The organism is Streptomyces triticirhizae (assembly GCF_003696235.1).
Classification (GTDB): domain Bacteria; phylum Actinomycetota; class Actinomycetes; order Streptomycetales; family Streptomycetaceae; genus Streptomyces; species Streptomyces triticirhizae.
Window position 1 is genome coordinate 1 of the sequence record NZ_RFFJ01000150.1, and the last position, 15,276, is coordinate 15,276.

At 75.7% G+C, this 15,276-nt stretch carries 13 protein-coding genes; all 13 read right to left on the reverse strand.

Annotated features, from left to right (window positions below):
* On the reverse strand, nt 1-1,362 hold a 1,362-nt coding region (locus EBN88_RS22000), incomplete at its 3' end, for a condensation domain-containing protein (protein WP_233580844.1).
* Complete coding sequence (locus tag EBN88_RS22005; protein WP_122185642.1) at nt 1,359-2,861, reverse strand: cation:proton antiporter; 1,503 nt, start codon at nt 2,859-2,861, stop codon at nt 1,359-1,361. The genes EBN88_RS22005 and EBN88_RS22000, both read right to left, overlap by 4 nt.
* Nucleotides 2,862-2,928: 67 nt before the next feature.
* A complete protein-coding gene (locus EBN88_RS22010) occupies nt 2,929-4,197 on the reverse strand; it encodes a DegT/DnrJ/EryC1/StrS family aminotransferase (protein WP_122185643.1) in 1,269 nt (422 codons plus the stop codon).
* Nucleotides 4,194-5,072, reverse strand: a complete 879-nt coding sequence (gene pyrF, locus EBN88_RS22015) for an orotidine-5'-phosphate decarboxylase (protein WP_122185644.1) — start codon at nt 5,070-5,072, stop codon at nt 4,194-4,196. Before pyrF ends, EBN88_RS22010 begins: the two co-directional genes overlap by 4 nt.
* Complete coding sequence (locus EBN88_RS22020; RefSeq protein WP_122185645.1) at nt 5,069-5,692, reverse strand: class I SAM-dependent methyltransferase; 624 nt, start codon at nt 5,690-5,692, stop codon at nt 5,069-5,071. Before EBN88_RS22020 ends, pyrF begins: the two co-directional genes overlap by 4 nt.
* Nucleotides 5,689-6,465, reverse strand: a complete 777-nt coding sequence (locus EBN88_RS22025) for a thioesterase II family protein (RefSeq protein ID WP_158621485.1) — start codon at nt 6,463-6,465, stop codon at nt 5,689-5,691. The genes EBN88_RS22020 and EBN88_RS22025 overlap by 4 nt, the downstream gene beginning before the upstream one ends.
* Before the next feature lie 8 nt (nt 6,466-6,473).
* Entirely contained in the window at nt 6,474-7,853 is a 1,380-nt protein-coding gene (locus tag EBN88_RS22030; RefSeq protein ID WP_122185647.1) for an MFS transporter, read from the reverse strand.
* A gap of 14 nt (nt 7,854-7,867) precedes the next feature.
* On the reverse strand, nt 7,868-8,746 hold the full coding sequence (locus tag EBN88_RS22035) for a dienelactone hydrolase family protein (RefSeq protein ID WP_122185648.1): 879 nt from the start codon (nt 8,744-8,746) through the stop codon (nt 7,868-7,870).
* Nucleotides 8,743-10,608 (reverse strand): non-ribosomal peptide synthetase, encoded by a 1,866-nt coding sequence (locus tag EBN88_RS22040; RefSeq protein ID WP_122185649.1) that lies wholly within the window; start codon nt 10,606-10,608, stop codon nt 8,743-8,745. Before EBN88_RS22040 ends, EBN88_RS22035 begins: the two co-directional genes overlap by 4 nt.
* Nucleotides 10,598-11,374 (reverse strand): thioesterase II family protein, encoded by a 777-nt coding sequence (locus EBN88_RS22045; protein ID WP_122185650.1) that lies wholly within the window; start codon nt 11,372-11,374, stop codon nt 10,598-10,600. Before EBN88_RS22045 ends, EBN88_RS22040 begins: the two co-directional genes overlap by 11 nt.
* Nucleotides 11,371-12,612, reverse strand: coding sequence for a cytochrome P450 (locus EBN88_RS22050; protein ID WP_122185651.1), 1,242 nt, complete (start codon nt 12,610-12,612; stop codon nt 11,371-11,373). The genes EBN88_RS22045 and EBN88_RS22050 overlap by 4 nt, the downstream gene beginning before the upstream one ends.
* Nucleotides 12,593-13,855: a cytochrome P450 gene (locus tag EBN88_RS22055; protein ID WP_122185652.1), complete on the reverse strand. Its 1,263-nt coding sequence runs from the start codon at nt 13,853-13,855 to the stop codon at nt 12,593-12,595. The genes EBN88_RS22050 and EBN88_RS22055 overlap by 20 nt, the downstream gene beginning before the upstream one ends.
* A gap of 3 nt (nt 13,856-13,858) precedes the next feature.
* Nucleotides 13,859-15,276 (reverse strand): non-ribosomal peptide synthetase (locus tag EBN88_RS22060; RefSeq protein WP_147472799.1); only part of this gene is annotated, 1,418 nt, incomplete at its 5' end.

The following is a 15,276-nucleotide window of genomic DNA, read 5'->3' on the forward strand; positions in this document are numbered from 1 at the left end:
CGCGCGGTCGGCCGGCGGGCCGGCGAGGCCGGCAGTGAGCCCGGCGAGCCGCCGCCCGGCCGGGTCGTCCGCCGCCGCGCGCAGCACATCCTCGCAGTCGGCGACGAGCCGCAGCACGTCGTCCCGGCCCAGCAGCGCGGTGTCGTACTCCACCAGCAGCGTCTCGGCCGCGTGGGACAGGTCGGCCTGGAGGAGGACGTCGTACCTGCCGCGGGTGCGCGGCACCGCCAGCCGCCTGGCGCACAGGCCGCCGAGGCGGTCGGGGCCGGTCAGGTTCGCCTCCGACACCACCGTCCTGACCAGCGGGCGCGCGACGCCCCGCCGCCCGGGGCCGGCCAGGCCGACGATCCGCTCGAACGGGACCTGACGGTGCTCGACGGCGTCCAACAGCCCGTCGCCCGCCGCCGCCAGCAGGTCGGCGAACCGGGTGTCGGGACCGGCGTCCAGCCGCACGGGCACCACGTTGACGAAGTGTCCGAACGTGTCCCTGAAGCGGCGCGTGCGGACGTCGACCGCCGTGCCCAGCACCACGTCCGGCTCCCCGTGCCAGACCGCGTGGACGGCGGCGAACGCGGCGAGCAGCACCGCGAACGGGCTGCGGCGGTGCGCGGCTGCCAGGGACCGCAGCCGCCGGGCCGACCGCGCGGCCAGCGGAAGCCGCAGCGTCTCGCCCCGGTCCAGGCGGTCCGTCCCGCCGCCACCGCCCAGGGCCACGGGGGTCGGGGCGCCGGCAAGCGCCTCGGCCCAGTGCCGCTCGGCGTCCCGGAACGCCTCCGTCGACCGGTGCTCGGCGTGCCAGCGGGCGTAGGCGTGCGCCCCCTCGTCGGCGCCCGCTCCGCCGGGTTCCGCCGGGGCCTCGCCGGCCGGCGCCGACAGTGCGCGGTCGAGTTCGGCCAGCAGCAGGTCGAGGGTGCGGCCGTCCGCCACCAGGTGGTGGGTGCCCACCAGCACCAGGGTGCGCGGCCCGGGCAGCGCGACGGTTCCGACCCGCAGCAGCGGCCCGGTCGGGAGCCGGTAGGGGCGCTCGGCGAACTCCCTTGCCAGCAGGCCGAGTTGTTTCTCCGTGGGGCGTGCGGGAGCGGTCAGCCGGGTGACGCGGAGGGGCCCGGCCTCGGCGTCGAGCAGCGCGACCGCGCCGTCGCCATCGGGCACCACCACCGTGCGCAGGGCGGGGTGCCGGGCGACGACGGTACGCAACGCCCCCTCAAGGCGGTCGGCCGGGAGGTCGCCGTCCAGCAGCAGGGCGGTCAGTTCGTGGTAGAGGGCCAGTTCCGGGTCGGCCTGCTCGCTCAGCCAGAGCTGCGTCTGGAGCGCGGAGAGCGGTGCCCGGGTCACCGGCGTCGCGGGGGGAGCGACAGTCACTGCGTCACCTTCGTTTCCGCCGGCGCCGCGGAATCGCTCCGCTCGACCCGGCCGTAGAGCACGCGCAACAGCGGCGCGGTGGCAAGGGTGGTCACCAGCGTCACCAGGACCAGCAGCGCGAACGCGGCCGGCGTGATGATCGCCATGTTCAGTCCCAGGCTCAGGACGACGAGTTCGGTCAGCCCTCGGCAGTTCATCAGCACGCCGAGGGCCAGCGAGTCCCTGCGCCCCCACCCGGACCAGCGGGCCGCGCCGACCGCGCCGACCACCTTGGTCAGCACGGCGGCGGCCAGCGCGAGCAGGAACCAGCCGACGGTGCGCCAGTCGGCGGCCAGCAGCCCGAAGGTGGTCTGGAGCCCGGTGTGCACGAAGAACAGCGGGAGCAGCACGGCACCGGCGAACCCCTCCACATGGGCCACCGACCGCTCGGTGCGCGCCGTGCCGCGCGGGGTGACCAGCCCGAAGAGGAACGCCCCGAAGACCGGGTGGACGCCGATGGCCTCGGTGGCGAACGCCGACAGCAGCAGACCCACGATCAACACCGGCAGCGCGGACGCGTCCCCGGCCGCCCCGACGCCGCCGGGCCGGGCGAGGAGACGGGCCAGCAGGGGCCGCACCAGCAGGAACAGCACGGCCGTGAAGGCCGCCGTGAGGGCGATGGTGCCCAGCCCCACGCCCACCGCGCCCAGCCCGCCGGCCCCGCCGCCGGCCGCCATCGCCACCACGACCGCCAGCAGGCACCAGGCCAGGGCGTCACCGAGCGCCGCGCAGGCGAGGGCGAACGCCCCGACCGGCGTGCGTTCCATCCGCCGGTCCCGCAGCACCCGGGCCAGTACCGGGAACGCGGTGATGCTCAGGGCCACGCCCAGGAACAGCGCGAAGGAGACGAACCCGGTGTGCTCCCCGGCGAACGTCCGGTACATCGGGAAGGCGAGCAGCACCCCGCCCACGAACGGCACCAGCAGGCCGGCGAGCGAGACCACCACCGTGGCGCCCCGGCTGCGGCGCAGGGCGGCCAGGTCGAGTTCGTAGCCGACCAGGAACATGAAGCAGACCAGGCCGAGTTGACCCAGCGACTCCAGCACGGGCAGCAGCTGCGCGGGGAAGAGCCAGGCGGCGGCTTGGGGCCACAGCGCCCCCAGCACCGACGGGCCCAGCGCGAGACCCGCGGCGATCTCCCCCATGACGGGCGGCTGCCCCAGCCGTGCCGCCAGCCGGCCCGCCACATGGCAGGCGCCCAGGATCAGGGGCAGGGCCACCAGCAGGCGCAGCACCAGGTCCGAGCCGTGACCGCCGCCGCCCGCCCCGGAGTCGGCCTGCGGCGAGGAGAACCACCGTTCCCCCGCCCACAGCAGCGGCACCAGCAGGGCCAGGGCGGCCACCAGCAGGACGCCGACCACGACCACGGGGCCGGGGCGCCGCCGGCGGTCCGGTTCCCCGGCGCGCGGCTCGTCCCGGTCCCGACGCCGACCTCGGAAGGTCTCGACCGTCGCGCTCATGACGGAACCACCCCGTCCCGTGGCCTCTTCGACGGGCCCACGGTCGCGACCTCCCGCGCGGGCCGGCTCACGACGCGCTCCCCACCGGGCCGACCGCCGCCCCGCCGCAGAGCCGGTCGACGACCGAGACGATCCGTTCGGCGTACGCGTCGACCAACGGGCTGTCCTCCTCGTACAGGTGGGTGGCCGGCAGCGCGATCCAGCTGTCCCACAGGGCCTCCGCGCGCGGACGCGGCGCGGCGGTCTCGCGCAGCACGCTCGGCCAGTGCACCCCCGGGTGGAGCGCCCAGCCGTCCGGCGGCCCCGAGGTGAACAGCGGCTCCCGGTGCAGCGGCGCGGTGGTGGGCGCGCGCACCGCCAGCCCGACGGCCCGCAGTTCGGCCACCAGCGCGTCACGCCGCCCGGCCAGCCGGCCGGTCAGGGCCAGGTGGAACCCGTAGCGGGCCCCCGGATCGCAGCCGTTTGCCGTGGGCAGCGGCGCCAGCTCGGGACGGGCGGCCAGGGCGGCCTCCAGGCGTCGGAAGTTGTCGGCCCTGGCGGCGACCAGCCGGTCCAACGCGTCGAGGTGCGACTGGGCCAGCACGCAGGCGACCGGACTCATCCGCAGGTTGCCGCCGAGCCCCGTCTCGACGAACGGCCGCAGCTCCCGGCTCCGCACGCTGGCCCTGGACCGCTGCCGGAACCCACTGAGCAGACAGGCCAGTTCGTGCAGCCGCCGGTGCCGCGTCGCCAGCACGCCGCCCATGCCGCCGGAGACCGTCTTCACCCCGCCCAGGCTGAACACCGAGACGTCGCCGAAGCCGCCCACGGGCCGGCCCCGGTAGGTGGAGCCGTGCGCGTGGGAGCAGTCCTCGACGAGGGACAGGCCGTGCGAGGCGGCCAGGGCGACCACCGGGTCCATGTCGACCGGGTGGCCCCACAGATGGGTGACGCACACCGCCCGGGTGCGGGGGGTGATGTGCCGCGCCAGGGTCTCGGCCGTGACGTTGCCCCGGTCGTCGCCCGCGTCGCACAGCACCGGCACGGCGCCGAGCAGCAGCAGCGGCGTCACGGTCGACAGGAACGTCAGGCTCGGCACCAGGACCTCGTCGCCGGGACCGATGCCCAGGGCGAAGTAGGCGGCGTAGAGCGCGCTGGTCCCGGAGTTGACCGCCAGGCAGTGCGGCTGGCCGGTGAGTCGACTCATCGACTCCTCCAACCGCCGCAGCTCCGGGCCGTGCCCGTAGTCGAAGGTGCGGCCCTCGGCGACCAGCCGCGCGACCCGTTCACGGGCCTGGTCCGAGTACACCGGCCACTCCGGCGGGTGGACGAGGGGGTGGGCGAAGGTCGCGCTCATGCCGCCACCGCCGCTCGGCGGGCGCGTTCACAGGCGTCGTCGACCTCGGCGAGCCAGCCGTCCAGCGAAGCGGACAGCCGCTCGGGGGCGCCCCTGAGCAGGCCGGAGGTGACGGGCAGGACCGCCCGGTCCAGCTGGTCGCCCGCCGCCGCCACCACCGAGGCGACGCTCCGGCCCTGGCGGCCAAGCCCGGGCAGGGAGACCAGCCCCGTCTCCGTGCGGGCCACCAGCTCCCGCGCCTCCGGTCCCGGTGCCCCGACGACCGCGCCCAGGTGATCCGTGCCGTGCGCGCGGTTCCAGCCCGCCACCTGCTCGGCGATCGTCCGGCTCACCGTGTCGCCGGTCCCGCCGACGGCGTGCTGCACCGTGCCGGCGGCGTGGTTGGATGTGCGGGCCATCAACAGGACGCCGCAGCCCCGGCGTCCCGCCTCGACGAGCGTCGGCTCCAACGAGTCCAGCCCCATCCAGGGCACCAGCGTGACCGCGTCGCCCCCGAGCACACTGTCCTCGCCGAGATACAGCTCGGGCAGGACCCGCGCCACGTCGGGCGCGTCGCACCGCTTGGCGTCCAGCACGACGAGGGCCCCGCCCGCACGGGCCCGGTCCACCACCGCGCGCAACAGCTCAAGGCCCGGCCCTCCGAAGCGTTCGAAGAACGGCGTCTGGATCTTCACCAGCGAGACCCGGTCGGCCACGGCGTCGACCACGGTGAACGAGTGGGTGCGGGCGGCGGCGAGGGTGTCCGGCAGGCCCCACCAGGCGAGACGCTCGGGAGACGGCCCGAGGCCGACGCCCAGCCGCGAGGTGCGCGCCGCCCGGGCACGCCAGCGTCCCAGGAAGCCGTCCGCCGCGCTGGGGACACGCGGGGCGCTCATCGCGGCCTCCGGGCGACGACGCGGGTCATCGCGTGCAGGTGCGGCTCCTCGCCGGGGTGTACGTCGTCCAGGTCGGTGTCGGTGGCGTGGGTGACGTCCCAGCCCGCGTACAGGTCCAGGTGCTCCTGGTGGCCCAGCAGCGTGGGCCGCTGGTCCCCCGCGTGCGGATAGGGCAGGCGGTCGTTGAACGCGCAGTACAGGTGTATCCCGCCGGGGGCGGTGGCCCGCCGCAGCCGGGCCATCACGTCGCGGACGCGCTCGGCTCCCGCCAGCCAGTGCGTCAGGCTGTAGACGACGACCACGTCGTAACGGCCGTCCGCCAGCGGGCGGTCCGTGACGTCGGCCTGCTCCCAGGTGACGCCGGGGACGGTGCCGAAGAGGGACACCGCGCGGGTCAGGGCCGTCGCCGAGACGTCCACGGCGTGGACCACCGCCCCGTGCCGGGCGAGGTGGACGGCGTTGCGGCCCTCGCCACAGCCCGCGTCCAGGGCGTTCAGGCCGGCGACGGACTGCCGGGCGCACAGGTCCCTGACCAGCGAGGTCGGGCGCTGGCCCCAGAAGCTGGGGGCCGGCGAGGCGTAGATCTCCTCGCAGCGGGTGGTGCCGTCGATCGTGGTCATGGGTGCGTTTCCCTTCCAGGGGATGCGCCACGGTGCGGTGCGGACAGCGCGTCCGCCACGACGCCGCCGAGGCCACGGATGAAGAAGTGCGGCCCGCCGAAACGCAGTTCCCGGAAACCGCCGGTGGTGTGCCGGGCCCAGGCCGCCACACCCTCCTGGGTCGTCAGCGGGTCGTCCACGCTCCACAGGGCGGTGATCCCGGTCGTCAACGGGGGTCTGGGGCGCCACCGGTAGCGTTCGCACAGGGTGAAGTCCGCGCGCGCGGTCGGCAGCATGGCGGCCAGCAGCTCGTACATCGGGCCGGCCGTGGGCAGTTCCATGAGGGCGGCCAGCTCCGCCAGCAACTCCCGGTCGTCGGCCTCCTCCAGCGGCCGTCCGGGCAGCGGGGTGTCGGGCGAGCACAGTCCCGACACCACCAGGTGGTCCGGCTCCGGCAGCCCCAGGTCGCGCAGGCCGCTGGCGATCTCGTAGCCGAGCATCGCCCCCATGCTGTGCCCGAAGACGGTGTAGGGCTGCCCGTCCACCAACTCGGCGCAGGCGGCGACGAGTCGCGGCAGGAACCGGTCGAGGTCGGTGCTCGCGGGCTCCCTGATGCGGTGGTCCCGGCCGGGCGGCGTGACGAAGCACAGCCGGGCCCACGGGGAGAACAACCGTTCCCACTCTCGGTAGAAGGCCCGCCCTCCGCCGGCGAACGGCGCCACGAGCACCAGCGGGGAACCCGGCGGGCCCTCGCAGACGCTCAGCCACCTCGCGCTCGCACGTCGGATGGTCACGGGGGCGTTCACCGGGTCGCCCCAGCCCCGGACTCGTCCTCGGGCCCGTTCCCCGGCCCGTTCTCGCGCGGTGAGACGGCCTGATGGGCGAGCGCGTCCTCCGGCGTGGCCAGCCGCGTCACCGGCGAGTTGAGCAGGGCCAGCAGCGAGAGGGGAACGATCAGGGCGCCCACCAGCATCGCCCCGCGCACCCCGATGGTCTCGCCGAGCAGCCCGGCGACGAGCGCGGCGACCGGCAGCACCCCGCCGGTGAGGAACAGCTCGGCGGAGACCGCGCGGCCCATCATGTCGTTGGGCGTCAGGCACTGGCGCAGCACGGCGGTGCAGATGCTCGCCACGACCACGCCGAAGAGCGTGGTGAAGAAGCTCAGCACGATCATCACCATCACCAGCGTCCCGGGCCCGGTGAACGCCACCGTGGCCAGCGGGCCGACGCCGGCGACCACGGCCGCGCGGACCAGGGTCCGTCCCAGGCCCAGCCGCCCGACGATTCTCGGCATCAGCAGGGCGCCGGCCAGGCCGCCGGCCGAGCCGATGGTCATGGCCAGACCGAGCTGCGCGGTGGACAGTCCGGCGGTGCGGGTTCCGTAGAGCAGGAACAACGTCAGGAAGATCTGGATGCCGAAGTTGAAGACCGCCGCCTCAAGGGTCAGGGCCCGCAGCGAGCGGTTGCGGAAGACGAGCCGCAGCCCCGACATCAGCTCCGTGCGGATGGGAGGCCGCTTCTCCGTCCTGGGAGCCGGCGGGTCGTCCGGCGTGCGCATCAGGCCCAGGGTCACGGCGGAGACCAGATAGCTGACCAGGTCGACGACGAGCGCCCCGGGGGCCTTCACCACGGAGACCAGGCCGCCGGCCAGGCCGGGGCCGCCGATCCGGGCCACGTTGAGGCTGGTCTCCAGCCGGCTGTTCGCCGCCGGCAGGTCGTCGGGGCGGACGACGCGGGGCAGCGCCGCCTGGTGTGCCAGGTCGAAGACGATGGCGAACGAGCCCAGGAGGAAGCCGAGCAGGCAGAGAGCGGCGATCGACAGCCCGTTGGTCCAGGCCAGCAGGATCACCACGCCGACGGTGCCGGCCCGCAGCAGGTTGGCCATCAACATGGCCCTGCGCCGCCGCATCCGGTCCACGGCGATCCCCGCGAGGAGGGTGACCGCGAGGGCCGGCAGGGTGCGTGCCGCGTTGATCAGGCCGAGGTCACCGGCCGAGGCGTTGAGGGTGAGGATCGCCAGCAGCGGGAACGCGACCTCGCTGATCTCCGTGCCGACCAGCGAGACGGTCTGCCCCGTCCACAGCAGGCGGAAGTCGCGGTTCTTGGCGAGCGGCGGGGGGCCGTCCGTCGCGGCGGCGTCCGGTGCTCCGGGCGTCGCCGCTGTCTCGGGTGAGGCGGTCATCGTTACTCCAGTTCCTACGCTTCGGGGAGTGCGGTAGGAGTCGTCGTCGGGGACGGGCCCCGGGGGTCGGGGGCGTGCGTGCTGGCAAGGTGCTCGGTGAGGAAGGCGGTGGCGACGGCGTAGCCGGTCTGCGTCGCCAGGGGGTGGTACCGGTCGGCGCGCAGGAAGTTCATGAACGCGTGGCCCGCCCCCTCGGCCAGGGCGACGCGCACGGGATGCGGCGCCCCGGCGGCCAGGAGCGCGAGCCGCTCCAGGTCGGCGGGCGACGGCTGGCTGTCCGCGCGCCCCCCGACCGCCAGCACGGGACAGCGCACCCGGTCCACCCGTTCACCCGGCGACCGGCCGGGCCCCCACGGCTGGAAGAGACGGCCGCCGTAGAACGAGACGGCCGCCGCGCAGAAGGCGGTGTCGACGGCGGCCAGCAGGGCGACCCGACCACCCATGCAGTGGCCGACGACCCCGGTGCGCAGGCCGCCGGCGTCGCGGTCGGCTGCGGCGTGACACCGCGTCAGGTCGCGCACCAGCGTCTCGTCCCGCAGGGTCGCCTTCCGTTCGGCCGGCGTCAGCTCCGGATCGGTGGCGCGGCTGAAGAGGTCGGGGACCTCGGCGAGGAACCCGGCCTCGGCCAGGGTCCGGCAGACCGAGCCGGTGAAGTCGTCCAGGCCGTCCCGGTGGTGGGCGACGATCACCCGGCCCAACGGGGCGCGAGCGCGGGGGCTCGCGACCAGGACCCGCAGCGGCGGGTCGGCCGCATCGCCGCTGACGGTCCGCCAGCCCAACGTCACGCCCCCGGGCGCGGCTCCCCCGCCGAGCGGCGTCAACCCGCCCTCGGGCGCCCGGGGTTCGGGGGCGGTCTCCGGCGGGGCCCCGGGCCGGACGCCGGCGTGGATCATGGCCCCTCCCCCGTTGCGGCGCCGCCGATCCGGGCGGCCAGGTGGGAGGAGAGCAGCCGGGGCGTCGGCCGCGTGTAGATGTCCCGCAGCCGGACGCGCAGACCGAGGTCCCCGCCGATGGCCTCGGCCAGGTCGGCGGCGGTCAACGAGTCCCCGCCGAGGTCGAAGAAGTCGCCGTCGGCCGGGCAGTCGGGCCTGCCCAGGGTCTCCCGCCACGCGCCGAGCACCGCCGTGAGCACCGGGTCGGGCCGATGCGCCTCGGGCGGCGTCGCCGGGGCGTCGCCCCCGGGAAGCGGCTCGGCACCGGCGGCACCGGCCAGCGCGGCGCGATCCACCTTCCCCGTCGCGGTGCGCGGCAGTTCGGACATGCGGTACCACACGGTGGGCACCGCGTGCGAGGGCAGGGCGGCACTCAGGGCGGACCTGACGTCCCCTCGGCGCAGCCCGGCCGCGCACACCAGATGGGCGGCGAGCCTGGCGTGCCCGCCGGGCCCCGGCTCGGGCACCACGACCGCGTCCACCACCCCCGGGCAGGTCAGCAACACCGCCTCCACCCCGGCCGGGTCGACGCGGTGGCCCCGGATCTTGGTCTGCCGGTCCACCCGGCCGTGATGCCGCAGCAGGCCGTCCGGGGCCAGGGAGCACAGGTCGCCGGTCCGGTAGGTCCGCCCGCCGGGCCGCTCGGCCCGGGGATCGGGCACGAACGCTACCGCCGTCCTGCCCGGCTCCGACAGGTAGCCGAGCGCGATCTCGGGCCCGGACACGGTCAGTTCGCCGACGGCCCCGGGGGGAGCCTCGGCCAGCTCGGGGGTGGTCACCCGGCCCGCGACGCCCGGCCAGGGCCGGCCGACGGGGGGCCGCTCGGCCCGCAGTCGGGGCGAGGCGGTGCGGGAGGTGACGCGGTCGGCCCACGGCACCAGCCCGCTGCTGATCCCGTTGGCCTCGGCCGACCCGAGGCTCACGGCCACCTCGAACGGCAGCGCCGGGTCCGCCCAGCGGCGCACCGCGTCGCTGCCGACGGTCACCAGGCGCAGGGCCACGCCCGCCGCCGGCCAGGGCAGGGCAAGCAGACGCTCGGCGAGGGGCATACTCACATAGGCCGTGGTGACGGCCTCGTCGAGCAGCCACCGCCTGGTCGCCTGGGCCGAGGCCGTGGTGCCCTCGGGCGGCACCACCACCGACGCACCCGTCGCCAGGTACGGCCACACCTCCCCGACCTGGGAGGAGGCCCCCGCCGGGGCCAGCCAGGCGGAGCGGTCCCGGGGCGTGATCCGGTGCGCCGCCCGGTGGGTCCAGGTGCTGTGGGCGACGGAGCCGTGGGTGACGCCCACCGGCTTGGGGGCGCCCGTCGACCCGGAGGTGAAGACGACGTAGGCGAGGGCGTCATCGTGGGGCACCGGACCCGGGCCGGCCACCGGCGCCGCCCCGGGCCCGGCCCGGTCGAGGGAGCCCGCGGCGACCCGCACCCGGGGAACGTCGAACGGGACGTCGTCCGCCGTCAGCACGGCGGCGGGCCGGCCTGCCGCCCGCAGCGCGGCGTCCAGCCGGGCTCCGGGCCAGGTCGGGTCCAACAGCAGCGCGTGGCCGCCGGTCCGCCAGACCGCGAGATAGGCGGCGACCAGCTCTCCGCCCTTTGGCAGCAGCACCGCCACCGCGTCGCCCCCGCGCACGCCCACCGCGCGCAGCCGACCCGCCAGGAGGGCGGCGGCCCGGTCCAGTTGGGCGTGCGTCCAGACCGCCCCACGGGTGTGGACGGCCGGGGCCGTAGGCGTGCGGGCCGCGACCTCGGCGAGCCGGTGCGCCACGGGCCCGGGCCCGGCGCACGGCTCGGCGGCCGTCTCCGTGGGCGTCTCAGTGGGCATCGCCGACCAACTCCCGCACCTCGTCGGCGATCAGCTCCCGCAGCGGCTGCCCGCACGCCCAGAACGCGCGGTGGTCGCCCGTCAGCGCGCGCAGCCGCACCGCGCCCAGCTGGTCCCAGCCGGCGTGCGCCTGTTCCCGGGGCACCACGGCGTCGTCGCTCCAGCCGAGCACGGTCACCGACAGGGGCAGCCCTTCGGAGGCGTCGAAGCGGTAGCCCCGCATGGCGCGCAGGTCGTCCATCAGCACGTCGCCGTAGACCTCGGCGAGTTCGGGGTCCAGCGGCATCGCGCGTCCGCTCATCATGGCCGTCACCTCGGCCACCGTGTCGATCAGGTGCAGCGGGCGCTGGTTGAGCGGCCCGTAGATGTCGCGGTGGGGCGCTCCCCACGAGGAGGCCAGCAGCCGCATCTGGGTGGCCGGCGTCCCCGACTCCCGCAGCAGCCGGGCGGTCTCCAGCGCGTAGGGGACCGCGCCGCAGTGCCCGACGAACAGCAGGGGACGGGGGCGCAGCCCGCGCAGGGCACGGGCCAGGCCCTCGGCGAACTCGTCGACGGAGACCGGGCAGCGCTCGCGGAACCTGCTCTCGTGCCCCGGGGGTTGTACCGGCAGGACCCGGGCCCCGCCGATGCCCACCGGCCAGGAGGAGAACGCCGAGGCGCCGAGACCGGCGTGCGGCAGGCAGACCGCGACCGGCTCGTACCGCGCGGGGATGCGCGTCAGCCAGGGGGTGCGCGGATCGGGCAGGGTGGCCGTCGCGGTGGTCATGTGCGGACCTCCAGAGGGAGCGAGGTGATGCCGTTGATGAAGTTGGAACGCAGGTGGCGGACCGGCCCGGCCGGACGCACCTCGGCGACCCGGTCCCTGATCCGGTTCAGGGCCAGCCGCAGCACCGTGCGGGCGGCGAGCGCCCCCACGCAGATGTGGGCCCCGACGCCGAAGGCGATGTGTGGGTTGGGGTGGCGTCCGGGGTCGAACTCGTCCGGTGCCGTGAAGACCCGCGCGTCGCGGTTGGCCGAGGCGACCCAGGCGCAGAGCAGGTCGCCCGGTTCGAGGTCGGTCCCGTGGAGCCGCACCGGCTCGGTCACCCGACGCATCAGGTGGTTGGTGGGGCTGGACCAGCGCAGGGCCTCCTCGACCACGCCGGCCGTGCGGTCGTCGCCGGCCAGCACGCGCTTGCCCAGGTCCTCGCGGACGGCCATGGCGTGCAGCAGCTGCGTCGCGACGTGGGGCGTGGTGGTGTTGGCCCCCATCAGGAAGCTGTAGCAGTTGAGCAGGATCTGGTCATCACTCAGCCGCCGGCCGTCGACCTCCACGGTCAGCAGCAGCGACACCAGGTCGTCCCCCGGCCGCCGGCGACGCTCGGCGACGACCTCCCGCAGGAAGCCGAAGAGTTCGACGTGCGCGAAGTGGAGCGTTCGGCGAACGTCCCCGTCGGCGTAGGCCGGGTCGCCCGGGGCCACCCCCGCCATGGCGGAGCGGGCGATGGTCGGCCACATTTCCTCCGGGACGCGGAGGACGGGCCCCGTCGCCGCCATGGCCAGGGCGAGAAGGTGCTCGGCGGCGTCGTGGGTGCCGGGCTCCAGCAGGGGCGCCACCATCCGGTCCACGTTGGCCTCGATGAGCCCGGCCATCCGGCGCAGGGCGTGCGTGGTCATCGCCCTGCTGGTCGGCACGCGCAGCGCCCGGTGGTGCGGCGGGTCGGTGAGGTTGATGGTGTGCCCGCCGGCCGGGTCGCCGTGCCGCACGTCGAGGATCGTGCCGTACTCCGAGCCGAACCGGCCCGTGTCGCGCAGCACCCGCACCACGTCGGCGAACGAGGTGACGGACCAGATCCGCACCCCGTCGGCCGTGTGTCCCTCGTGGGGGGCGGGCAGGTCGCGCATCAGCCGCCACAGGGCGTGGGGCGGGTCCGGCCGCCCCGGGGTGTCGTAGGACTCGGCGGCCAGGATGGAGTCGAACGACGGGGGCGTCCCGGCGCGAAGCTCAGTCTCCAGCAGGTCCATCGCTGTCTACCTCCATGGCCAGCGTCAGTCGCGTGATGCCGTTGATGAACGTCGAGGCCAGGTGGTCCACGGGCCCGAGGCGGTCGAACCTCCGCACGCGGCCGGCCAGTTCCTCCACGAGGACCCGCAGGGCCACCCGCGCGAAGTGCATTCCGACACAGATGTGCCGCCCCGCCCCGTAGCCCAGGTGCCCGCCGGTGCGGCCGGGCAGGAACGCGTCGCCGTCCGGCAGGTGCGCCCGGTCCCGGTTGGCCGCCGCCGCCCACAGGCAGACCCACTCGTCGGCCCGCATCCGGTGCCCGGCGACCTCGGTGTCGCGGGTGACGCGGCGCACCACGTGGTTGGTCGGGGTGACCCAGCGCACCGCCTCGTCCACCAGCGGGCCGGGTGCGGCCCGCCCGGCGCGCACCGCGTCCCACAGCTCGGGCCGGCGCGCGCACAGCAGCAGCAGGTGCGCGGCGACCTGAGGCGTCGTCACCCCGGCCCCGAGCACGATGCTGTAGATGTTGAGCAGCTGCTCGCGCTCGCTCAGCCGGCGGCCGTCCACCTCCAGTCGTCCCAGGGCCGTGACGATGTCCGCGCGCGGGTCGTCGCGGCGGGCCGCGACGGAGGCGCGGAAGGCGGCGAACAGGTGGTGGTGCGCGTCGCGCAGCACGATCTCGGGGGGATCGCCCTGAGCGATGCTGGGGTCCCTGGGCGCGACGCTCGCGGTCGTCCAGCGGGCCAACTCGTCCCAGTGCTCCGGCAGGATGCCGATGACCTCGCCGAAGGCGACGGCGGAGAGGCGTCGCAGGTCGCCGGTCACCTCGTGGACCCCGCCCGCCAGCCACGGCTCCACCAGCCGCCGCACCCGGGCGCGGATCGCGGGCTCGGCCGCGCGGGCGGCCGGGGCGGACAGCAGCCTGCCGACGGGCGCCCGCACGGCGGTGTGCCGGGGCGGGTCCATCAGCGTGATGGTCAGCCCGCCGGCGGGATCACCGCCGGTCGCCACCGAGTCCAGGATGGTGCCGTGCTCGGAGCTGAACGTCTCGTGGTCGCGCAGAACCTCGCGCACCTCCCGGCGTCCGGTCACACTCCAGTAGCCGGGGTGGCCGGCCTCGGCCGGGGTCCAGCTGACCGGCCCCTCCTCCTCGCGCAGCCGCGCCCACACCCCGTGCAGGGGCGTGTCCAGGTAGGTCAGGGGATCGGCAAGGGCCGTCACCGGGCAGCGGGCCAGCGTCGTTCCTTCGTCGTCGAGCCGCATGGTTCACCCCACTGCCCCTGGCCGCGGGGTCCGTCCTTCGGAGACCGCCGAGACCTCGGCGACCGTCGGGCCCCGGAAGAACTCCCGCGCGGAAACCTCGTGTCCGGCCTCACTCAGCAGCGCCAGCAGGTCGACGGTGCGCAGCGAGTCCCCGCCGAGCAGGAAGAAGTCGTCGGTGGCCCCCACCCGGTCCACGCCCAGGACGTCGGCGAACAGGTGCGCCACCCGGGTCTCCCGGCCCGGGGCGGGGGGCCGGTAGGGGCCCAGGTCCAGCGAGTCCCGCTCCACCCAGGACGTGTCGAGCGCGCTCCGGTCGAACTTCCCGTTGTGGTCCAGGGGCATCTCGTCGACGACTTTGATCACGCCGGGCAGCAGGTGTGGCGGGAGCCGGTCGCCGAGCCACTGGCGGACGGCGCCGGGGGTGAGGGTCTGCCCGGGAACCGGGGAGACGTACCCGACCAGGCGGCTGCCGCCCGCCGCGGCCACGGCCAGCGCGACGCCGGCCGCCACGGCCGGATGCTGGCTCAGGCACGCCTCGATCTCCCCGAGTTCGACGCGGAACCCGCGGATCTTCACCTGGCGGTCGGCGCGGCCGTGGAAGTCGAAGACGTCGCCGGCCCGCCGCCTCGCGAGGTCGCCGGTGCGGTAGAGCCGCCCGCCCACGCCCCGGGGATCGGGCACGAACCGCAGGGCGGTGCGGCCCGGGTCACCGTCGTAGCCACGGGCCAAACCCGCGCCGGACAGGCACAGTTCGCCGAGCCGGCCGTTCTCAAGCGGGGTGAGGTCGGGACCGAACACCCCCATGCCCGTGCCGCTCAACGGGGTGCCCAGCGGCACCGTCGGGCAGTCCGCCGCCGGGTCCACCCGGTGCAGGGAAGCGAAGACCGTGGTCTCGGTGGGGCCGTAGGCGGCGAACACCCGGGTGCGCCGGGCCATCGCCCGCACGTGCTGGGGCGAGAGCACGTCACCCCCGGTCAGCACGGTGCCGGCGGCGGCCAGCCCCTCGGGGTCGTGGTCGGCCATCGCGTGGAACAGGCCGGTCGTCAGGAACAGCCAGTCGGGTCGCCGCTCCCGCAGGAACGCGCCGAGCGAGGCGGCCGTGACCGGCCCCGGCGGAAGGATGTCCACGGTGGCACCCCGGCAGAGGGCCACCCAGATCTCGAACACCGAGGCGTCGAACGAGACCGGGGCGAGGTGCGCGACCCGCTCGCCGGGGGCGACCGCCAGCCGCTCGTCCAACCCGGCCAGGGCCAGCACGTCGGCGTGGGTCACGGCGACGCCCTTGGCCTGGCCGGTGGAGCCCGAGGTGAAGATGAGGTACATCAACTGTCCCCCGCACGCCGGCGGGGCGGGCGAGGCGCTGGCCGGCGCCGGCGCCACGACCGGCAGCACCGGCACGTCGGGGGCCGGCGTGCCGGCCG

Excerpts from the sequence above, each read along its gene's own strand:
- EBN88_RS22020 (WP_122185645.1), bottom strand. The coding sequence starts at position 5,692 with ATGACCACGATCGACGGCACCACCCGCTGCGAGGAGATCTACGCCTCG.
- EBN88_RS22010 (WP_122185643.1), bottom strand. The coding sequence starts at position 4,197 with ATGAGCGCGACCTTCGCCCACCCCCTCGTCCACCCGCCGGAGTGGCCG.
- EBN88_RS22005 (WP_122185642.1), bottom strand. The coding sequence starts at position 2,861 with ATGAGCGCGACGGTCGAGACCTTCCGAGGTCGGCGTCGGGACCGGGAC.
- EBN88_RS22040 (WP_122185649.1), bottom strand. The coding sequence starts at position 10,608 with ATGCCCACTGAGACGCCCACGGAGACGGCCGCCGAGCCGTGCGCCGGG.
- EBN88_RS22030 (WP_122185647.1), bottom strand. The coding sequence starts at position 7,853 with ATGACCGCCTCACCCGAGACAGCGGCGACGCCCGGAGCACCGGACGCC.
- EBN88_RS22035 (WP_122185648.1), bottom strand. The coding sequence starts at position 8,746 with ATGATCCACGCCGGCGTCCGGCCCGGGGCCCCGCCGGAGACCGCCCCC.
- EBN88_RS22050 (WP_122185651.1), bottom strand. The coding sequence starts at position 12,612 with ATGGACCTGCTGGAGACTGAGCTTCGCGCCGGGACGCCCCCGTCGTTC.
- EBN88_RS22055 (WP_122185652.1), bottom strand. The coding sequence starts at position 13,855 with ATGCGGCTCGACGACGAAGGAACGACGCTGGCCCGCTGCCCGGTGACG.
- pyrF (WP_122185644.1), bottom strand. The coding sequence starts at position 5,072 with ATGAGCGCCCCGCGTGTCCCCAGCGCGGCGGACGGCTTCCTGGGACGC.
- EBN88_RS22045 (WP_122185650.1), bottom strand. The coding sequence starts at position 11,374 with ATGACCACCGCGACGGCCACCCTGCCCGATCCGCGCACCCCCTGGCTG.